This window comes from Enterococcus sp. DIV0187 (assembly GCF_051713785.1).
Taxonomy (GTDB): Bacteria; Bacillota; Bacilli; order Lactobacillales; family Enterococcaceae; genus Enterococcus_A; species Enterococcus_A avium.
Genome location: NZ_JBIOQO010000002.1, coordinates 294,562 through 313,779, shown reverse-complemented (window position 1 = coordinate 313,779; position 19,218 = coordinate 294,562). Strand labels below are relative to the sequence as shown.

Below are 19,218 nucleotides of genomic sequence, written 5' to 3'. Positions count from 1 at the left end.
TAGGACTTCTATTAAGAAACCCAAAATGAAAAAAGAAGAGAAACGGTCGTTGAATGAAAGGATTAGCCGAAAAATTTCACTTTTTACAAGTTACAGTGATTTTAGTCGTGAGAGGATCAAAGAATCCACTCCATCAATAATTCTTCTTCAGTTGTTTCACAATCTGTTGTTTCCTTTAGAATCGTGAAACCTTGTTTTAAGTAAAACTGAACAGCACGTTCATTTTTTTTGATAAACGCTTAATAATAATTTTGAGTGCTTCTCTTTTATTTTCGCCAATAATTGCCCACCAATTCTTAATGATCTGTATTCCTGCAATACAAAGATTCCAGCAATATACTCGTCAATCAAGCCAAGAAAGCCGATGATTTTCTCGTTATGATAGTAGGCATAAAGATCAGCGGTAGTGAGGGACGCCTTAACTGTTTGATAATTTTTGAGCCAATAATTCCGGTCAATAAAAGTATGAGCCTCCAAATTGCTCTTTAACCAAATAGATGCAATGGTTTCTAAATCTGCGTCAGTAATTGTTTCAATCCGTCTAATCATCATAAGCTCCAAATTTTTTAGTTTAATATAGTAAAGTTCAGTCTTTATCTATCGATTGAAAAAATGGTTCTTCAGCGTTTGAGTAATAGTCTTTATTTAGTTTATCCTCAGATTTTACTCCTAATAAGGAAACGAGCATTGGGCTGAATCCTAAAACGCCGAGAAAAATTGCTAAGGGAATATAAACCCGTTTCTTTTCTAAGATGGATCGTTTGCTCGACATGGGAAAGACTCCTTTTCCATAATTGTAGACGAAAGATAGTTTGAAGGCAAAATTCTTTGATAACAAAAAACGCTCTCTACCCAAAACGATGGATAGAGGCGTTCATTACTTTAAGGTTTAACCGATCTTTGTTGTTCCACTGCCGATATGTGCGACATAGAAATCTGGCGCGTAACCAACAATTTCCATGTATTTGTCGTAGACTTTGTTTTTGAAGGTTGGAATATTTTCTTCTTTGACAACAGCAATCGCACATCCACCAAAGCCGGCACCTGTCATTCGAGCACCTAAGACACCGCTTTGAGCTTGAGCCGCATCGACTAAGGTGTCCAGCTCGATTCCTGTTACTTCATAGTCATGGCGAAGTGAATAGTGAGAGGCATTCAACAATTTTCCAAAGGCTTCCAAATTGCCTTTTTCTAATTCCGCCTTCGCTTCTAAAGTTCGTTGATTTTCGGTTACAGCATGGCGTGCGCGACGAATCAAGGTGTCGTCGCCAATCAAATCAATATTTGCTTCAAAAGTGGTTTCATCTAGATCGCCTAATGCTTGAATGTCCAGTTTCTTTTGCAGACGAGCAAGTGCTTCCTCACATTCGCTGCGACGTTCATTGTATTTGGAATCTGCCAATTCACGGCGTTTGTTGGTGTTCATGATCACCACTGCGTAACCGTCAAGCTTTACTGGAACCATTTCGTATTTTAACGTGTTGGTATCCAGCAGAATCGCTTGATCGATATCGCCAAAGCCAATGGCAAATTGATCCATAATCCCTGAATTGACACCGATAAATTCATTTTCGACTTTTTTTCCTGTTTTTACTAGCTCAAGACGATCGGTCTTAAAATCAAATAAATCTTCTAAAACAACTCCAACTAATAATTCTAAGGAAGCACTGCTGGACAGCCCAGCACCATTTGGAATTGTACCTTCTACTAATAGCTCGAAGCCATGATCAATTTTATGACCGGCATCCTTCAATTTTAAGACCATGCCTTTTGCATAGTTAGCCCAGTTATCTTTCTTTTCGTAGTCCAATTGATCAACGTCAAAGGTGATGACACCAATATCTTCAAAGTTAGTGGAATAAACCAAAACTTTCTTATCTTCGCGAGGAGCCGCTACACCATAGGTTCCATAAGTGATGGAAGCAGGGAAGACGTGACCACCATTATAATCGGTATGTTCACCGATCAGATTGATCCGTCCGGGTGAAAAGTATTGGGTCGTTTCTTTGGGGCCAAAAATTTCAGCAAATTTTGTATTTAATTCGCGTTTAATTTCCATGTGTATTCGCTTCTTTCAAGTTTATTTTATATTCGGTAATCGTTTCAAAGGGTTCGTTCGCAGGCAGTTTAATGGAGCCGAATTCAGAAAATTGTTCTGCTCCTGGTGCAACCTGTGTTTCAAAAGTGATGCCGCCGTGATGAGCGAGTTGTTTTCCTTGCATCATCGGTCCATCTTCACCAAAGTTGGCGGTAAAGATGACAACACTAGAAGAATCTGTTGAGACAGTTAGTTCAACTGTTCCATCAGGGCTAGTCAGTTTTGCTGCGGGTTTGTTCAAATCGCTTTCCTTTAAGAAGAATGGATGATCCAAGCCGTTACATAGATTTTTTTGTTCAAAGTCACTAGTAAACATATCAGCCAAAGCTGTTTCTGTTTGGAAATCAAAAGGTGTTCCAGTTACATTCATGATTTCGCCCGTAGGAATGGTATCTGGTCGCAGAACAGCAACAGAGTCACTATTTAGCCAGAGCTTGTGTTCATCGATCGCTTGAGTAGGATCGCCTGTCAGGTTGAAATATACATGATTGGTGGGGTTGAACAAGGTAGTCTGATCGCTGGTAGCTTTAGTGGTCACACGCCAAACATTTTCCTGTGTCAGGGTGTGTCGAACCTCCACCTTCAAGTTTCCTGGAAAACCATGCTCGCCATCAGGGCTAGTCAGTGTGAAAATAATGGATGCCTCCTGATCACCATTTTCGATTGCATAATCCCATTTTTTCGTTTCAAAGCCTGGTTTGCCACCGTGAAGAGAATGACCAGTTTCTGGATCAATCGCTACTTGATAGTCTTTACCGTCAAGTGTGAAGCGTCCATTTTCGATTCGACCAGCGGTTCGACCGATTGAAGCCCCGATAAAAGCATCCCTTTCTAGATATTCTTCGGCTGAATCAAAGTTTAGTACCAGTTCTTTGTCGTGCCCTAGACTGACGATTCGTGCTCCTAAATCAGTTACCGATATGTGGAAACCGGATTCATTTTCAATGCTAATTAAGTGATAACCTTGACCAAAATCTTTTTCTGTAATTTGCATATAAAAAAACCTCGCTTTTTTTGTGTAATGGAAAATTTCTCGTGTCTTAATAAGTTTAGCGATTTCTTGATTAAGTGACAAGTTCTAAGAAAAGCATCATCATTCCCTGAAATCAATTTATCAAGAAATCGTTTTCTTTTAAACGTCTTTCTGTGACGATTATTTAACTTTTTGTTGCATTTTTTCTCAAAAACAGAAGAAGATATTCTACAAATGAGCGGGTCTTCTAAAATAATGGCTAAGATAAAAAAGAAGTAAGCCAGAAAAACCAATTACAAAGGAAAAGTTGCCAATATAATCATAAACAAGTAAATCATACCTTCCCAATGGTGTTACTAGAACAATACAAATCAAAGAACACACTGCTGCTGCAATGGTTTGGATTAAAAAGTTCTTATCGCCAGAATAGGTGAGAAGCCAAGCGTAACAATTTGTAAGTATTAGCCATAAGACGAGTAAAATTAATGCATGGGAACTTCTTTCGATCAGGCGACCAGATAAAATAGTCATAAATAAAATGACAAAAACCGCAAGAGCGATCAATGGCACAATTACTGTGAGTTTTGTAAGAAACATGCCGATTTTCTTTGTTCTCGCTGAGCTGGTTAAGGTGCTGGATTTTCTTGCCAAATAGAAATAATAAAAACCTAATAAAATAAAAATACCTGAAATCAAATTGTTAAACCTTCCTTATTCATAAGATAGAAATATCCTTAGTATACAATACTCAATTCATACTACAACATGCAATCAAAGCTCACCATGTGCTTCGATAAATTTTCAGCGTCCAAGTGAGTAAAAAGGGTATCGTGACAATCAAGAATAACAAAAAAATTTTCTAAAAGGATCATTCTTTTGTGCTTTTCCCTTAGCAGCAAACCGGAAGTAGCTGGATGTGATTCAATAGTTGTGAATACTATCAAAAAATATACTATTTTCATGTATACTTTAGAGTGAAGATTAGGATGGAGGTACTGGTGATGGAACAGGCAATCTTTTTAAAAAAGGAACAGCGTCAGTTGAAAACCGATCTGCATTTTGATTATTGCGGAATTTCAAAAACGCTGCCCTTTCACGCTTTTGGACCTGCGATTCGGCAAAATTATACACTGCATATCGTAATGGAGGGGAAGGGAACCTATCAAGTGAAAAATCAACAGTATCATTTAAAAAAAGGTGATTTGTTTTTGATTCGTCCTGGTGACTCAACTTTCTATTTGGCGGATGGGGAAGATCCGTGGATGTATGGTTGGCTTTCTTTTGGCGGAGCCGCAGCAGACGAAATCATTCACCATTCACAGTTTAAAAAGGATCAATACACGATGGTATCTTCAGATACGCAAAAATATATCAATACTATCCTAGCTTGTTTGCCATTTGTGGAGGAAACACTCACGAATGAGCTGCATTTAAATGAATTGACCTATCATTTTTTAGCAATTCTCTTAGAAGATGGTGGCAAGAGTCATTTAGGTAATAAAAAGGTTTATTCACCTTTGGCGGTAGCGACTGTCGAATACATTGAAGCTCATTACGCAGAGCATGTCACTGTTGAGGAAATCGCCCGGCGGTTAGCGGTTAATCGCAGTCATCTATCACGAGTCTTTCGTAATCACATGGATATTAGTATCAGAGATTATTTACTGGGGGTACGAATCAATCGAGCCGCTTTTTTACTTTCTATGACAGATGAGTCCGTCGAGAATATTGCTGAGCAGGTTGGTTTCAATAGTCTTGTGGTTTTTAGTCGGATGTTTAAAAAATTGACTGGAGAAACAGCAACAGCTTATCGCAAACGAATGAAAAATGAAGATTTTAAAAATGTATCGTTAGATGATTTAAAAAATCAATTAAAAAAACAAGCGGTGGTAAATAGAGCAACATAGCTAAGTGAGCGTTTACAAAGCCTTGAGGTTATCCTATACTTATTTTATAAGTATAGTTTTTTTACATAAAATGCCTAAGCTGTCTTTTTGGGGAAGATACCTATTTTTTAATTATCCAAAAGTATGGCAGATATGGTGAAAATAAACGGGAGGGATCCAACCATGAAAAAAGCGAGTGAAATGACCGTTGAGGAACTGGGCGCGTATATTGATCAGTCCGTATTGAAGCCTGATTTTACGGAAGCAGAGATTCGACAATACATTCAAGAGGGCATTGATTATCATTGCGCAACGGTTTGTGTAAACCCATCTTCTTTGGATATCGCAGCGGAGATGACAGAAGGAACCGATACCAAGATTTGTGTCGTTTGTGATTTTCCATTTGGGACGAGTACGACTGCCTCCAAAGTGTTGCAGGCAGAGACGTATTGTCAGCGAGAGGATATTTATGAGTTAGATATTGTCGCGAATTTTGGTTGGATTCGTAGTGGAAAATATGATGAAGTAACCAAAGAGCTGAAGATCATCGTGGAGACGTGTCATGCTCATGGGACAGCAGTGAAGGTTATTTTTGAAACGGATACATTAAATGAAGAACAAATTCGTCAAGCCTGCGAATGTGCGATTGCGGCGAATGCTGATTTTGTTAAAACAAGTACCGGCTTTATCACGGGTTATGAGAGTAAAGGAGCAACTAATGAAGTGATCCAGATCATGATGGACCAGTGCAAAGGTCGAATCAAAATCAAAGGAAGCGGTGGTATTCGTACGCGGGAGCATTTCTTAGAACTAATTGATATGGGGATTGACCGAATGGGTATCGGCTTCAAATCCACACCAGTCGTTTTAGGAATGGATAATTAATATGGAGAATAACTTACTTTTTGAAAAACGAGAAGACTTTCGAACGTGGCTCACGGAAAATGCGACAACCAGCGGCGGTGTATGGCTGATTTTTGGTAAGACAAAGCAAGTCAAAAGTCTAAAAGCTGGGGAAGCATTGGAAGAAGCGCTATGTTTTGGCTGGATAGATGGGGTGATGAAAAAGGTTGATGAACACTCTTATCTGAAATATTTTGCTACACGACGTAAAAATAGTAAATGGTCTGAAAAAAATAAAAAAATTGTGGATAAGCTGGAGCAGCAAGGCTTAATGACAGATTTAGGGCGAGAAAAAATCGCAGAAGCAAAGCAAAATGGCCAGTGGGCGAATGCGACGAAGCCATCAGCGATTACAGATGAACAAATTGCGGAAGTAGCAGCGTTGCTGAAGAAAAATGCCGAGGCTTCAAAGAATTTTGAAAATATGCCGCCTTCGGTTAAGAAAACCTATACCCGAGCCTACTTAGATGCTAAAACTGAGGCTGGAAGAACCAAACGACTAGCCTGGATGATTGATCGATTAGAGAAAAACTTAAGACCAATGTAACGAAACGCTGGAATCTTAGTCTGATTCCGGCGTTTCTTTGCGCTGAATATAAGTTGACAATTCTTTTTGGTAAACTTGCCAGTTCGATTCACCTGTATTCAAATAGTGAGCCAATAAATAGCCAATATACGGACCAGTCGTCAACCCAGAGGAGCCAAGCCCGCTAGCAACCAATAAATGATCATCCAATTGACCAAAAAAGGGGGCATAATCAGACGTATATGCGCGTGTCCCAACTCGATAATGAAAGGGTGTAGTTAATAATTTCTCGGGTTCCATGAGGAAATCCCGTGCACTATTTGTGAGTTGTTCAAAAGCTTCTGGTGTTTCTGACAAATCCCAAGCCGCTTCATTTTCATGTGTTGCGCCCAGTAAAATTTTTCCATTTAAGAAGGGGATCAAATCTGCTTCGCCATCTAACACGGCTACCGGGAAATTTCCGCTAGAGTTAAAAGCCGTTTCAAATACTAAGAGCTGCCCCTTTTGTGGACGTAAATCGACTTGGTAGTTTAAAGGAGCTAATAATCCTTTTAAATGAGGGCCGACAGTTAAAATAATTTGATCAAAAGCTGCTTGGTTATCGCCATAGGTGAGGGACTGTATATTTGCTAACTGAACACGTTGAGAAATAAACTTAACGCCGCTTTCTTGCGCTAATTTACGCATTCGAATCAAATAGGCCTTTCCATCTAAGCGACCGCCACCGCTAATTTTAAGAGCTGGCAAGGGTTTTAGTAAGGGTAATTCTTGCTGTGTCTGTTCGCCAGTCAGCTGCTTGATCATACCGATCTCTGGTGCGTTTTTTTTACGTTCTTCTGCCAATGCTCGTAGCTCTGCTATTTGCTTTTCGGGACGTAAAAGCAATGTTCCAGATTGCTGATAGATCGTATGATCTAGCTGGAAATCTTGGATCAATTTTGGAAAGAAAGCCGCACCATCTTTGGCTAATCGATACCACTGCTTATTTCGGCGTTTGGACAGCCAAGGAGAGATAATCCCTGCACTGGCTTTTGTTGCTTGTCCAGTAGGATCATCAAAAAGCGTTACTTGATATTTTTTTGGATCTAAATAATTTGCCAGTGTCATCCCAATGATGCCACCGCCAATGATTGCGATTTTTTGCATAAGTTTCAATTCCTTTTTATCTTAAAATTTATATAGTCAGTAAGATCATATCACTAGATTGAAAAAAATGCTTTTTAGATCATTGCTGGAAGAATAGTGATAGTTCAACGCTTTCATTGATTAATTTTACTGATTTGAAAATACTTTTCGAAAATTCAAAAATATTTTACTTTACCTGTCGTAGTAATTAGCGTACAATGATTACAACGACAGATGAAGTAATCTCAGGAGGTGGCAAAATGATTTCTAGCGATGGGATTCGCGGATACAATGATGTCATCATTTTGTCCGTACTGAAGGATGGCGATTCCTACGGGTATGCTGTTTCCCAGAAAATTAGAGATGTAAGCGGAGAAATCTATGTCATCAAGGAGACGACACTGTATTCGGCGTTCAATCGTTTGGAGAAAAATGGCTATATCCATTCTTATCCTGGAGAAATTACCCATGGTAAAAAACGAACGTATTATCAGATTACAGATAAAGGACTGGCTTTTTTGGAAGAAAAGCGGGATGAATGGAAGCAAACCAAAAAAGTTGTGAACCGATTTATGAAAGAAGGGTAAAAAATGGATACGATCAAAAATTATGTAGAGACATTATTTCTTGAATTTCCAAAAACAAAAGAAGTCTTGCGAGCAAAACAAGAGATTTTAACAATAATGGAAGATCACTATTTAGCGTTAATAGATGAAGGAAAGAGCGAGCACGAAGCGATTGGTCAGGTAATCAGTGAGTTTGGCTCCGTTGATGAATTACGTGAAGAATTAGAATTTGCTTCTCGTGAAAAAGAACCGGAAAATGGAATCAACGAAGACGAGATGTATCAGTATTTGACCGAACGTAAGAAAGATGCAATGGGTTTAAGCTTAGGGATCAGTGGTTGCCTGCTTGCGGTTGGAGCATTGATTGGATTGGGCATCCGTGGTTCTGAGATGATGGGATTTTTATTGTTTTTTGTTATGATCGCTATCAGTGTTGGGATTATTATTTATAATGGGATGCAGTTTTCAAAAAATAATTCAGAATTAAATGATCGTTATATCCCGATTGACACGAATAAAGAGGCTCAAAAGTTGAAAAAAGGTTATCAAAAAAGCTTTCAAGTCAGCTTAGTATTTGGGATTTGTCTGTGTGTATTAAGTATCTCGCCAATTTTCTTTTTCCAAATGTTTACCTACGCGGAATACGGAATTCCCGTGATGTTCTTCTTTTTGGCAATTGGGGTGTTTCTAATTATTTACGGCAGTATCAATTACAATAGCTTTGATAAATTTATTAAGGAAAAATACTTTATCGCTGATGAAGATGAATTAGGCCCCAATGCGATGCAGGCAAAATATGGTGACTCAGCACGTACGAAGCATTTGCTGGAGAGAGTTTATTGGCCAATTGTTGTGATGATCTACTTAGGCTGGTCGTTTTTGAGCGGGGCATGGGGTATGAGCTGGATGATTTTTGTAATGGCAGGAATTTTTTACAGTGTTTTGGAGGCCATTTTTGTAAAAAAGTAGTATAAGATTTATACGTTGAAAGACGTTTTAGGCATGATTAAGATGCTTAGAACGTCTTTTTTATCTGTTTTATCAGTCAAAATCCTTTGGAAAATTTCTTATTAAATCCTCATCGGTTAACGATTGACAAAAATTCAGAATAAACCTAAACTTAAAGCGAACATATGTTTGATTTTTGAGGAGGTGGTTTTGATGAATGTGTACGAAGGGGAGCCTGTCAGAGATGTTTTCTGTATGGACTCGAAAAGCTTTTATGCCAGTGTGGAGTGTATTGAGCATGGACTGAAACCACTGGAAGACTTGCTAGTTGTAATGAGTGGGGATCGCGAGAATGAGGGGTTGGTTTTAGCAGCAAGCCCGATGGCGAAAAAAGTTTTAGGCATCAGTAATGTTAGTCGGGGATTTGAAATTCCTAATCATCCCAAACTTCACATTGTACCGCCGCGGATGACACTCTATATTCAATATCACATGCGTATCCAAGAGATTTTTCGTTCGTATATGGCAGAAGAAGACATTCATACCTACAGCATTGATGAACAATTTGGGGATTTGACCCATAGCTGGAAATTATTTGGCAAAAGTTCGGCGGAAGTTGGAAAAATGATTCAAAACGAAATTATTAAAAAAGTTGGTATTTATACTTCGTTAGGGATGGGAGACAATCCTTTATTAGCAAAAATCGCGATGGATAATGAGGCCAAGCTTACTAAAGAGCGGTTTGCTCAATGGCATTATCAAGATGTGCCTGAGAAAATTTGGCCGCTTCGCTTAAGCGAATTTTGCGGAATCGGCAATCGGATGGAGCGTCGCTACCAAATGATGGGTATGTATACCATGGGTGATTTGGCTCATACCGACCCCTTTGTCTTGAAAAATCATTTTGGTGTGATGGGGATGCAGCATTATATGCATGCTTGGGGGATTGATCGTTCTGTTCTCTCGCAAAAGGATTTGTATCCTACTAAGGAAAAATCGATTGGCAACTCACAGGTTTTACCAAAAAATTATGCTCATAAAGGTGATATTCTAACTGTTATCGCTGAAATCTGCGAACAGGTCGCACAACGATTACGAAAGAACGATGTATTAGGCGGTACACTGCATCTAGGAATTGCCTATGCGTATTTTGGCAGCGGAAAACGCGGAGGGTTTCATCATCAATTGAAAATTCCACCGACCTATCAAGCGCGCGAACTAACAAAAGTAGCTTTTGCGTTGTTTGAAAAATACTGGGATCATTCTGAAGTCCGTAATATTTCTATCACAGTTTCCTCTTTGCGACCAGCAGGGAATCTACAGTTAAATTTGTTCGAAGATCCGCAGCAAACGATCAAAGAAGAAAAAATTGATGAAGTTATCGCTCAAATACGCAGTCGTTATAAATTCAGCTCGATTGTGCGGGCACATTCGTTAAATGAAGGAGCTACAGCAATCAAACGAGCCGGTTTGGTTGGCGGTCATGCCGGTGGAATGGAAGGAATGGATTAGGGATGATTTATGATGATGAAAGTGCCGAAAGGTTATTTATGGAGGCAAAGCAGGTTTATCAGGATCGCGGAATGATAAAATGGATCGGTTTTTATCTTTCTGATCATACCGCCGTACTGAATAAAGAGTCGAAAGAACGAAACCACATCAATAGTGAAAAAGAACCAATGTCTTTAGAAGAAATCGGGGAAGTTTTGCAGCAGGCATATTTGCAAAATAAACGAATTGCTATCCAGCTGGAGGCTCTAGATGATGAAGGAAACTATTTAGATGATTTGGTAGGTAGGCTTATTGGACAAAGAGAAGAACAAATTTATTTAAATGAAGAGGAACGAGGCGCAATTCATTTGACGATTGAGCAAATTCATCATGTTGAGATTTTAGGTCCGAAAAAAATTCTTAATCAGAAGATTACAAAGTAAGAAGTAAAGCCATGACGAGAAATCGTCATGGCTTTTTCGGAAAATAGTTAGAATAATTTGATTTCGTTTAACGGCCAGAAACGTACAACCACTTTTCCTTGGATCAAGGATTTGTCAACGAAGCCAAAAATTCGGCTGTCTTTAGAAATCAAGCGATTGTCTCCTAAAACGAAATACTGATTCTTTGGAACAGTTACTTCAAAATCGTTGGTAAAACTCTCAGCATTAGCTGCTTGTTCCTGAAACGCAGTATTATAGGAATATTCCTCATTAAGCTTGTCCTTTTTGAACTTTTCCTTAAATTCATCAAGATACGGTTCGGCGTATTCTTTGCCGTTGATTGTAAGTACATTGTTTTTCATCTGCACATGATCTCCAGGTAAGCCGATGATTCGCTTTACTACATACATATTTTGATTGTCTGGTTCCTTCGTAGTGATGATATCCTGTCGATCTAGATTAGATATTTTTGATGTGACTAGATGCTGCTTGTCGTGAAGCGTTGGGTCCATCGAATGTCCTTCAACCTTTACCGGAGAGAAAACAAACATCCTGGCTAAAAATATCAATGCTATGATAATGACTACGGGAAGCCATTCCTTGATTATTTTATTCAATAGATTCACCTCATTGCTAAATTTTATCATTCTTCAAAACAAAAAGCTCTTATTTGCTTCTAATAAAAGAAAAAGGCGATTGAGGGTAGAGATTTTTGTATGAATATGGGAAACTGTAAACATGCTGAATGAGGAAAGATGTAGCTGTAAATTTTAAGCATTAGAAGAATGATCTATGGTGTAATTCCATTACTTTAAAATGAACAAGGATGTCAGTTCTGCTTTTTGCAGTGTCTAAGAATGCAAGAGAAAAATGCGCTTCTGAGGATGAACACAAATGAGCGGTTTAGCAGAATGATATACGGCGAGAAACTAAAATTAATTTTTGATAAAAAATTAATACTTTAAAATGAACAAGGATGTCAGTTCTGCTTTTTGCAGTGTCTAAGAATGCAAAAGAAAAACGCGCTTCTGAGGATGAACACAAATGAGCAGTTTAGCAGAATGATATACGGCGAGAAACTGAAAATAATTTTTGATAAAAAATTAATACTTTAAACTGAACAAGGATGTCAGTTCTGCTTTTTGCAGTGTCTAAGAATGCAAGAGAAAAACGCGCTTCTGAGGATGAACACAAATGAGAGGTTTAGCAGAATGATATACGGCGAGAAACTGAAATTAATTTTTGATAAAAAATTAATACTTTAAATTGAACAAGGAGCAAGACAATGAAAAAGAATTATCCTGCACCACCGATTTTACCGAAAAATTTCTCTGAGGATTTTTACTTGGAAGATGAAGCAACCATTGAGGATGTCCATGGCACGGATTTTGATTATAGTTATTTAACCTGTGAAAATTTAGTGTTACGTCGTTCGATTTTAGAGAAAATCACGATGCAGCGGACTAAATTATATCGATTTGAAGCGAGTAATGTAATTTTTAAGAATTGTGATTTCTCAAATCTGGAATGGATCGGTGGCAGCTTTCATCAGGTTATTTTTGAAAGCTGTAAATTGACTGGTTGTAATTTCGCAGAGAGTTATTTAAGGGATTGTCAGTTCAAGGATTGTGTGATTAACTTCGGCTCATATAGTGCGACGAATTTAAAAAATGTCGCCTTTGAAAATTGTCAAATGACGGACAGCGAATTCTTTGAAGTGACTTGGAAGCATTTATTCTTGTCCAATAATGAATTGGATAATAGCAACTGGATGCGGACAAAACTATCTGGCTTGGATCTTACTACGAATCAATTTAACAAGATAGCTTTCTCGATGGAGCATCTGAAAGGATTGAAAGTGAATTCTTATCAAGCTATGACCATTGCGGCTGGATTAGGTTTACAAATTGAGGAGGCTTAGATGAAAAGAGAAAAAAAGAATATCCAAAAGATTCCTGTTATTTGTTGGGGAGAACCAAGCGATGAGATAATCTTAGCATTTCACGGCGATCAATCTCATAAGGAAGATACCGTCATTCAATTGTTGGCTGAGATTGCCACACAAAATGGATATCAAGTTTGGAGCTTTGATCTGCCAGAACACGGCGACCGAAAGGGAGTTGACTATGCGTTAAACCCGCAAAATGTTGTAGCCGATGTGAATAAAATTTTGCATGAACTGGAAGAGCAAACAAAAACATTTTCGTTATTTGGCTGCAGTATAGGGGCCTATTTTGGTATGTTAGCGTGTCAAAATAAACCGATCGAACACAGTCTCTTCCTATCACCAATCGTTGATATGCAGGAATTGATCGAAAATATGCTACTTTGGTCGGGATTAACCAAAGCCGATCTGCAACGGGAAAAGATTATCGAAACGCCGATCAAGACACTGGAATGGGACTACTATAAGTATGTTGTTGAGCATCCGATTAATTGGACAGCTCCAACAAAAATTCTTTATGGCAGCAAAGATAACCTGACCTCAAGAGCAACGATTGAAAAGTTCTCTGAAACACCCAATAGTTCATTAACTGTTTTTAACGAAGGAGAGCATTTCTTCCATACGACAAAGCAGTTGCAGGTTTATCAGGAATGGTTGAAAAAGAGTATTTAAAAGAAGTATCCTAGTTAATTTTAGCTAGGATACTTTTTTTTCGATTTGAATATCATAAAAAGAATATTTTTCCTAGTAAATTTTTAGTAAAGGATTTCATAAGCGATTTTAAAGATGACGTAAGGTATGACGATTTTTTTTGCTATTTACGTATAAAAAAAGTAGTATTCTTTGTGAAAGTAAATATAAGTAAACTTGTTAGGTGAGGCTCCTAAACAAATATAAGCTATTGCGCAGAAACGTCGAAAGACGCCAATGTGTAAAACAGGAATTGTCGGATTAAGGCTTTTCATAAAATAGCTAAGAAGGAATTCTTTACGTTGTTTAGTGCTAAAACTCAGACGATGAGATTGATTGTGTGAGACACCAGACTTGTTAGTTTTTTTGCTAACGTTTGGTGTTTTTTTAGGTTATTTACTGTGGACTCTCTCGTCTCAAACAATTACTTGATGAAGGGAGAGCTATACATGATAAAAAAAAGAAAGATCGATTGGCTATTGTTGCTACCTTATTTGGGAGTTAGTCTAATCGGTCTTTTAATTGTCTTCAGTGCGAGTTCCTATCGCCTGATGGCTGAAGGAGAAAACCCGTTAACATTATTTAGTAAGCAAGCAATTTTTATTGGGCTGAGTTGGTTACTTATTGCGTTCATTTTTCATGTGAAAAGCAATGTTTTGACAAAGGGGATACTAGCAAAAGGATTGCTAGTGATCGGGTTAGTTAGTCTGCTGCTGGCAAAAATAGCGGGCGTCAGCATTAATGGTGCACAGAGATGGGTGTCTATATTAGGAATCCAATTCCAGCCATCGGAAGTGACAAATGTTGCATTAATTCTTTATTTAGCTTACTTTTTCCGAGTGAAACGGACACGACATGAAATGTTGGTTCCTTGTGGCCTTGTCTTACTTAGTGGATTATTGATTTTGCTCCAACCAAAGGTAACGGGTGCAATTATTATTTGGGGGATCGCTTTAATAATCATAACTACTGCGCAATTACCATATCAGTTGTCGGTGATTCTCTTTCTAACGATTTTTATGGGGATTGTTTTGACAGGCGGCATGATTCTTTTTCTGGGTAGTCATCATCTATTGCCTGAATTGTTCGCTCATACTTATGATCGTATTCGATTAGTCAGAGATCCATTTTTAGATCCTTATGGAAAAGGATTTCAAATGAGCAATTCCTATTATGCTCTTTATAATGGCGGCTTCTTTGGTCGAGGTCTAGGAAATAGTATCACCAAAAAGGGCTACCTTCCAGTTGCCGAAACGGATTTTGTGTATTCGATTTTGGTTGAAGAGTTAGGCGTGATTGTTGGGTTATTCGTATTGGCGTTGCTTTTTTTGATTGCGCTTCGTCTATTTGTATTGGCATCGAAGGAAGTCAACCAGCAAGTTAGTTTGATTTATTTCGGTGTGGGAAGTTTGTTATTGTTCCAAACAAGCATCAATATCGCAAGTATTTTAGGTCTGATACCCATGACGGGTGTGCCTCTGCCTTTTATTAGTTATGGCGGAACTAGCTATTTGATTCTTTCTGCAGCTCTTGGTATCTGCTTAAAATTATCTTCGGAGGTCCAAACACATGATGAAACGTTTGAGCAACGAATTTAATTATTCTCTATTTTTACCGCTTTTCTTGTTTTATCTAATTAGTATCGGTATTCAATCATTGGCAGCTGAGCTGGATGGTGTCGATGTGAAAAGTGTAATGATGAAACAGATTCTTTTTTGCTTGCTTTCATTAGCGGCAATGGGGATAGTGAGTCGCATTACAACGTCTCATTTATTGAAATATGCCCCGCTTTTTTATGTTCTTTCATTGGGCTTGATGGCTCTTTTATATTGGTTTCATGACCCCGCTATGTTTGCGGTGACAAACACGAAACGGTGGCTGCGAATCGGAGGCTTTTCTTTTCAGCCTTCAGAATTAATGAAGCTTAGTTTTATTCTTTTTATGGTTCGACTAACATTGATCGACGAAATGAACCAGCCGCAACGAAGCTTGAGAAATGATCTTGGCTATATAGGGAAAATCTTACTATATAGCTTACCGACGTTTTTACTGATGTTTATGCAGCGAGATTTTGGTACAAGTTTGGTCTTTATTGCGATCTTAGGGGCGCTATTTGTTATTTCTGGTGTTCACTGGAAAATTCTTGTTACGATCACTGGCGCAGCTGCAGCTTTAGGAAGTGCGTTACTGATTTTAGTATTTAGCGAGTGGGGAAATAAACTGCTTTATTGGCTGCATTTTAAGACGTATCAATTAGATCGGGTTCGAGCGTGGGTCGATCCCTTTCAATATCGCGATTCCATCGCGTATCAACAAGTACAGAGTCTTTATGCGATTGGTTCTGGCGGATTATTTGGACGAGGGGAAGGACAAGCGTCAGTTTATGTTCCTGTTCGGGAATCGGATATGATTTTTACAGTCGTTGGAGAGAGCTTTGGCTTTATTGGAGGAACCTTGGTTATTTTTCTCTATTTCTACTTGTTTTATCAAATCCTTTACGCAGCAATCAACACGAATAATAAAGCGAACTTATATATTGCCGCCGCTTTTGTTTTTAGTTTACTGTTCCAAATTTTTGAAAATATCGGAGCGGCGATCGGCATACTGCCGTTAACGGGTATCCCATTACCGATTTTGAGTCAAGGGGGAACATCCTTAATTGTTCTAGGTATCGGTTTTGGGATCATGATGGGGTTTAAGAAAAATTGAATGGAGAGACAAACATGAATATGCGAAAAACCTTTTTACTAGGTAGCGCGAGTGCGTTGCTCATAGTATTTCTTTTTACCATGGCAGTTGTACTGAATGCGCAATGGCTGACTCATTTAGATCAGCTATTCATTCAATATCGATTGCCTGATATTTTGGCAGTAACAACTTTTGTGGGTGTGATTGCTAAATTCGCTACGATTGGTCCAATACTTGTAGTTTTTAGCCTCATTAGTATTTTTTACTGCGAAGCAATTTTAAAACGTTGACTATTTGGTGTCTTGGAAATCTGATTCTTATAAGTGGAATAGGATACTTGCTGAAACAGCTCATCCAACGATCGCGGCCTGATCAAATACAATATATCTCACGCTCATCATATAGTTTTCCTAGTGGGCATTCGCTTTTGGTTATGACGTTTGTTTGTTCGGTATTTCTGATTTATTTTTTTATAGAAAAGAAGCCGCCGTTAATAATAAAATCGTTATTAATCTTTTTACTGATAACTATTACAGGCGGCAGAATTTATTTGGGCGTACATTTCTTTAGCGATATTATTGCTGGACTCTTTCTTGGTGGAGGAATTACTTTTGGCACAGCCAGTCTTTTTTACCCCTATTTACGACAAAAGAGTTCAGTGCAGGATCGCAAAGTTAAATTTATGACATGGCAAAAGGTGTTGTTAAGCATCTTGGCAATGTTAGTTGTACTGGCTGCGGGTGTAAGTGTTTTTGCTTTAAAAGTTTACCAAGGTTCACAAAAAATGGCGGATTCAATGTATTCTCCGATTGAACGAGAGAAAAAGCAAAAGTCACCAGCAGCTTCCGAACCAATGAGCATTTTAATTTTAGGAATTGCAAACGATGCGAAGAGAAAGACAGATTTTCGAGCGAACACAATCATGGTAGCTACTCTGAACAATCAACTGAATAAAGCAACGCTTGTGAGTATTCCGCGAGATTCCTTTGTTGAAATTGTGGGAGCGGACTATGAGGACAAAATCAATCATGCGCATTCGATTGGAGGACCAGAAATGATGATGGATACAGTAGAAAAATTTTTGGACATTCCGATTCATCATTATGTCGCGGTAAATATGGATGGTCTGCAGACATTGGTAGATGCAGTCGGAGGTGTTACTGTAGATAATGATTTTGCTTTTTCAGCTGAAGGAATTGACTATCCCAAAGGAAAACAACATTTGAACGGTTGGGAAGCCTTGCAGTATTCACGGATGCGATACGAAGACCCAACCGGAGATTATGGTCGCCAAGGAAGGCAACGCGAAGTGATGGAATTATTGATCAATAAGCTGCTTTCGGCAAAAAGTATTTTTAGTTATCAGAAAATTTTAGATGGAATTGGAGAAAACGGAAAGACGGATCTAACCTTTCATCAAATGCAGACTATTTTGACTGGTTATCATTCTTGTCTGACGGAGATTGATAGTCAGCAGATACAAGGAGAAGGCTTTATCGGTGATGGATTCACAGGTGAAGAGGGTATTTCTTATCAAAAGATTCCACAAGAAGAATCGGATCGGGTAAAGAAGCTCTTGCATAAGCAATTAGCTTTAGAAGAAAGTAAACAATGATTCATTTTAGTGATTTCATCTATTTGAATTTTAAATTTATTGATCTAAATTTTCTAATTAAAAAATAATTTGCGCTATAATAGCAACAGGAAGGCGGGAAATTATGCTTAGTCAAATAGGTTTATTACTTGTAGTTGGAGCGTTGGCAGGAATATTAGGGTCGATCTTGGGAATCGGCGGAGGAATTATTTTAACGCCTTTTTTGACGTTAGTGATGGGTTTGGACATTCAGTATGCAATCGCTGCTAGCATTGTCTGTGTGATTGCAACAAGTTCTGGTGCAACGATCGCTTATCTGAAGGATGACATGCTGAATTTACGAGTTGCGATGTTTTTAGAGATTGCGACAACGATCGGAGCCATTGTTGGCGCCTTGCTTTCGGGAGTGGTTCCGACGGGGTTTCTATTTATTTTGTTTGGTGGCTTTTTATTGTTTTCCGTATTGAATATGATTCAAAAATTACGCGGTAAAACAGATAAAACGATCAATAAATCGGCAGGCGATTCGCTGGCTGAAAAGTTAAAGCTGAATGGTTCATACTATGATAAGGTGCTGGATAAACAAATTAATTATCAAGTAGAGAAGGTGCCAGGAGGCTTTGCTATGATGTTTGGAGCTGGAATTGCTTCAGGATTATTGGGTATCGGAAGCGGTGTTTTTAAGGTAACGGCAATGGATACCATCATGAAAATGCCCTTAAAGCCATCAAGTGCCACCAGTAATTTGATGATGGGTGTGACAGCGGCGGCTTCTGCGATGGTTTATTTTTTCAGTGGGGCCATCTTGCCACAAATTGCGGCGCCGTTAGCCTTGGGTGTGTTAGTTGGAGCAACGGTAGGCTCTAGGATTATGACACGACTTAAACCAATTGTGATTCGAATGATTTTTATCCCAATTCTATTATTTATGGGACTCCAAATGGTTCTGCGAGGATTCGGGGTGATTCTGTAATGGAAAACAAAGAGGAAATGTTGAAAATCGAACTTTCTATCGGTTATATTCTGAGAATTGGAGTAATTGTTTCTGCTACGATTATTCTGATTGGCATGATTTTATTATTCTTTCAACCAGCTACCGATCAAGTGCCACTGAATAGTTTGACACTGATTATGCATGAATTGGTTCAATTAAACGGAGAAGCGTTTGTTATGTTGGGGCTTTTTTGCTTGATTTTAACACCCGTCTTACGAGTAGTGGTATCAATCTTTGCATTTGCGAAGGAAAAGGATTATTTGTATGTTTTCATTACGATCATTGTGCTGATTGTCTTAATTATCGGTATGAGTTTTGGTTTAGTCGAAAAATAAATAGTAAAAAATC

At 38.4% G+C, this 19,218-nt stretch carries 22 protein-coding genes and 1 riboswitch; of the genes, 15 read left to right on the top strand and 7 right to left on the bottom strand.

What is annotated here, in order from left to right; all coding sequences use genetic code 11:
• Positions 1-219: 219 nt before the first annotated feature.
• The 5 genes from IGI52_RS21425 to IGI52_RS21405 all read right to left on the bottom strand — a co-directional run bounded on the left by IGI52_RS21425 (position 220) and on the right by IGI52_RS21405 (position 3,767).
• Complete coding sequence (locus IGI52_RS21425) at positions 220-549, bottom strand: GNAT family N-acetyltransferase (RefSeq protein ID WP_438782416.1); 330 nt, start codon at positions 547-549, stop codon at positions 220-222.
• A gap of 37 nt (positions 550-586) precedes the next feature.
• The gene (locus IGI52_RS21420) at positions 587-772 is read right to left on the bottom strand and encodes a hypothetical protein (protein WP_049219495.1); all 186 of its coding nucleotides are present in this window, start codon (positions 770-772) and stop codon (positions 587-589) included.
• A 117-nt stretch (positions 773-889) separates the two neighbouring features.
• The gene (locus tag IGI52_RS21415) at positions 890-2,059 is read right to left on the bottom strand and encodes a galactokinase (protein WP_438782415.1); all 1,170 of its coding nucleotides are present in this window, start codon (positions 2,057-2,059) and stop codon (positions 890-892) included.
• Entirely contained in the window at positions 2,049-3,092 is a 1,044-nt protein-coding gene (locus IGI52_RS21410; protein WP_438782414.1) for an aldose epimerase family protein, read from the bottom strand. Before IGI52_RS21410 ends, IGI52_RS21415 begins: the two co-directional genes overlap by 11 nt.
• A 207-nt stretch (positions 3,093-3,299) precedes the next feature.
• Positions 3,300-3,767: a hypothetical protein gene (locus IGI52_RS21405; protein ID WP_438782413.1), complete on the bottom strand. Its 468-nt coding sequence runs from the start codon at positions 3,765-3,767 to the stop codon at positions 3,300-3,302.
• A gap of 305 nt (positions 3,768-4,072) precedes the next feature.
• Here IGI52_RS21405 and IGI52_RS21400 point away from each other — a divergent pair, with 305 nt between their 5' ends.
• From IGI52_RS21400 to IGI52_RS21390, 3 genes are all read left to right on the top strand, one after another.
• Positions 4,073-4,978, top strand: coding sequence for an AraC family ligand binding domain-containing protein (locus IGI52_RS21400; protein WP_438782412.1), 906 nt, complete (start codon positions 4,073-4,075; stop codon positions 4,976-4,978).
• A 162-nt stretch (positions 4,979-5,140) separates the two neighbouring features.
• On the top strand, positions 5,141-5,842 hold the full coding sequence (gene deoC, locus IGI52_RS21395) for a deoxyribose-phosphate aldolase (RefSeq protein ID WP_048721278.1): 702 nt from the start codon (positions 5,141-5,143) through the stop codon (positions 5,840-5,842).
• 1 nt (position 5,843) lies between these two features.
• Entirely contained in the window at positions 5,844-6,407 is a 564-nt protein-coding gene (locus IGI52_RS21390; RefSeq protein WP_048721280.1) for a YdeI/OmpD-associated family protein, read from the top strand.
• A 15-nt stretch (positions 6,408-6,422) separates the two neighbouring features.
• On the opposite strand, the gene IGI52_RS21385 is transcribed toward IGI52_RS21390, so the two are convergent.
• Positions 6,423-7,532 (bottom strand): NAD(P)/FAD-dependent oxidoreductase, encoded by a 1,110-nt coding sequence (locus IGI52_RS21385; RefSeq protein WP_438782411.1) that lies wholly within the window; start codon positions 7,530-7,532, stop codon positions 6,423-6,425.
• A gap of 239 nt (positions 7,533-7,771) precedes the next feature.
• On the opposite strand from IGI52_RS21385, the gene IGI52_RS21380 reads away from it, so the two are divergent.
• From IGI52_RS21380 to IGI52_RS21365, 4 genes are all read left to right on the top strand, one after another.
• Positions 7,772-8,098 carry a PadR family transcriptional regulator gene (locus IGI52_RS21380; RefSeq protein WP_048718059.1) on the top strand — a complete coding sequence of 109 codons (327 nt, stop codon included), beginning with the start codon at positions 7,772-7,774 and terminating at the stop codon, positions 8,096-8,098.
• Between the two features lie 3 nt (positions 8,099-8,101).
• Positions 8,102-9,046 (top strand): permease prefix domain 1-containing protein, encoded by a 945-nt coding sequence (locus tag IGI52_RS21375; protein ID WP_016178245.1) that lies wholly within the window; start codon positions 8,102-8,104, stop codon positions 9,044-9,046.
• A 192-nt stretch (positions 9,047-9,238) separates the two neighbouring features.
• Positions 9,239-10,537, top strand: a complete 1,299-nt coding sequence (locus IGI52_RS21370) for a Y-family DNA polymerase (RefSeq protein ID WP_207486372.1) — start codon at positions 9,239-9,241, stop codon at positions 10,535-10,537.
• Between the two features lie 2 nt (positions 10,538-10,539).
• Entirely contained in the window at positions 10,540-10,959 is a 420-nt protein-coding gene (locus IGI52_RS21365; RefSeq protein WP_070503255.1) for a hypothetical protein, read from the top strand.
• A gap of 47 nt (positions 10,960-11,006) precedes the next feature.
• Here IGI52_RS21365 and lepB read toward each other — a convergent pair whose 3' ends face one another.
• Positions 11,007-11,576: a signal peptidase I gene (gene lepB, locus IGI52_RS21360; protein WP_438782410.1), complete on the bottom strand. Its 570-nt coding sequence runs from the start codon at positions 11,574-11,576 to the stop codon at positions 11,007-11,009.
• 668 nt (positions 11,577-12,244) lie between these two features.
• Here lepB and IGI52_RS21355 point away from each other — a divergent pair.
• The 8 genes from IGI52_RS21355 (at position 12,245) to IGI52_RS21320 (ending at position 19,205) form a co-directional block, all read left to right on the top strand.
• The gene (locus IGI52_RS21355) at positions 12,245-12,880 is read left to right on the top strand and encodes a pentapeptide repeat-containing protein (protein ID WP_181235855.1); all 636 of its coding nucleotides are present in this window, start codon (positions 12,245-12,247) and stop codon (positions 12,878-12,880) included.
• Complete coding sequence (locus IGI52_RS21350; RefSeq protein WP_438782409.1) at positions 12,881-13,576, top strand: alpha/beta hydrolase; 696 nt, start codon at positions 12,881-12,883, stop codon at positions 13,574-13,576.
• Between the two features lie 187 nt (positions 13,577-13,763).
• A riboswitch (M-box (ykoK) riboswitch) is annotated at positions 13,764-13,932 on the top strand.
• A gap of 111 nt (positions 13,933-14,043) precedes the next feature.
• Positions 14,044-15,192 (top strand): FtsW/RodA/SpoVE family cell cycle protein, encoded by a 1,149-nt coding sequence (locus tag IGI52_RS21345; protein ID WP_438782408.1) that lies wholly within the window; start codon positions 14,044-14,046, stop codon positions 15,190-15,192.
• A complete protein-coding gene (locus IGI52_RS21340; protein WP_438782407.1) occupies positions 15,164-16,303 on the top strand; it encodes an FtsW/RodA/SpoVE family cell cycle protein in 1,140 nt (379 codons plus the stop codon). Before IGI52_RS21345 ends, IGI52_RS21340 begins: the two co-directional genes overlap by 29 nt.
• Before the next feature lie 14 nt (positions 16,304-16,317).
• Positions 16,318-16,572: a hypothetical protein gene (locus IGI52_RS21335; RefSeq protein WP_438782406.1), complete on the top strand. Its 255-nt coding sequence runs from the start codon at positions 16,318-16,320 to the stop codon at positions 16,570-16,572.
• Positions 16,569-17,897: a phosphatase PAP2/LCP family protein gene (locus IGI52_RS21330; protein WP_438782405.1), complete on the top strand. Its 1,329-nt coding sequence runs from the start codon at positions 16,569-16,571 to the stop codon at positions 17,895-17,897. The genes IGI52_RS21335 and IGI52_RS21330 overlap by 4 nt, the downstream gene beginning before the upstream one ends.
• A gap of 103 nt (positions 17,898-18,000) precedes the next feature.
• On the top strand, positions 18,001-18,849 hold the full coding sequence (locus IGI52_RS21325; RefSeq protein WP_154059888.1) for a sulfite exporter TauE/SafE family protein: 849 nt from the start codon (positions 18,001-18,003) through the stop codon (positions 18,847-18,849).
• Entirely contained in the window at positions 18,849-19,205 is a 357-nt protein-coding gene (locus IGI52_RS21320) for a DUF1634 domain-containing protein (protein ID WP_438782404.1), read from the top strand. The genes IGI52_RS21325 and IGI52_RS21320 overlap by 1 nt, the downstream gene beginning before the upstream one ends.
• The last annotated feature ends 13 nt before the right edge of the window (positions 19,206-19,218 follow it).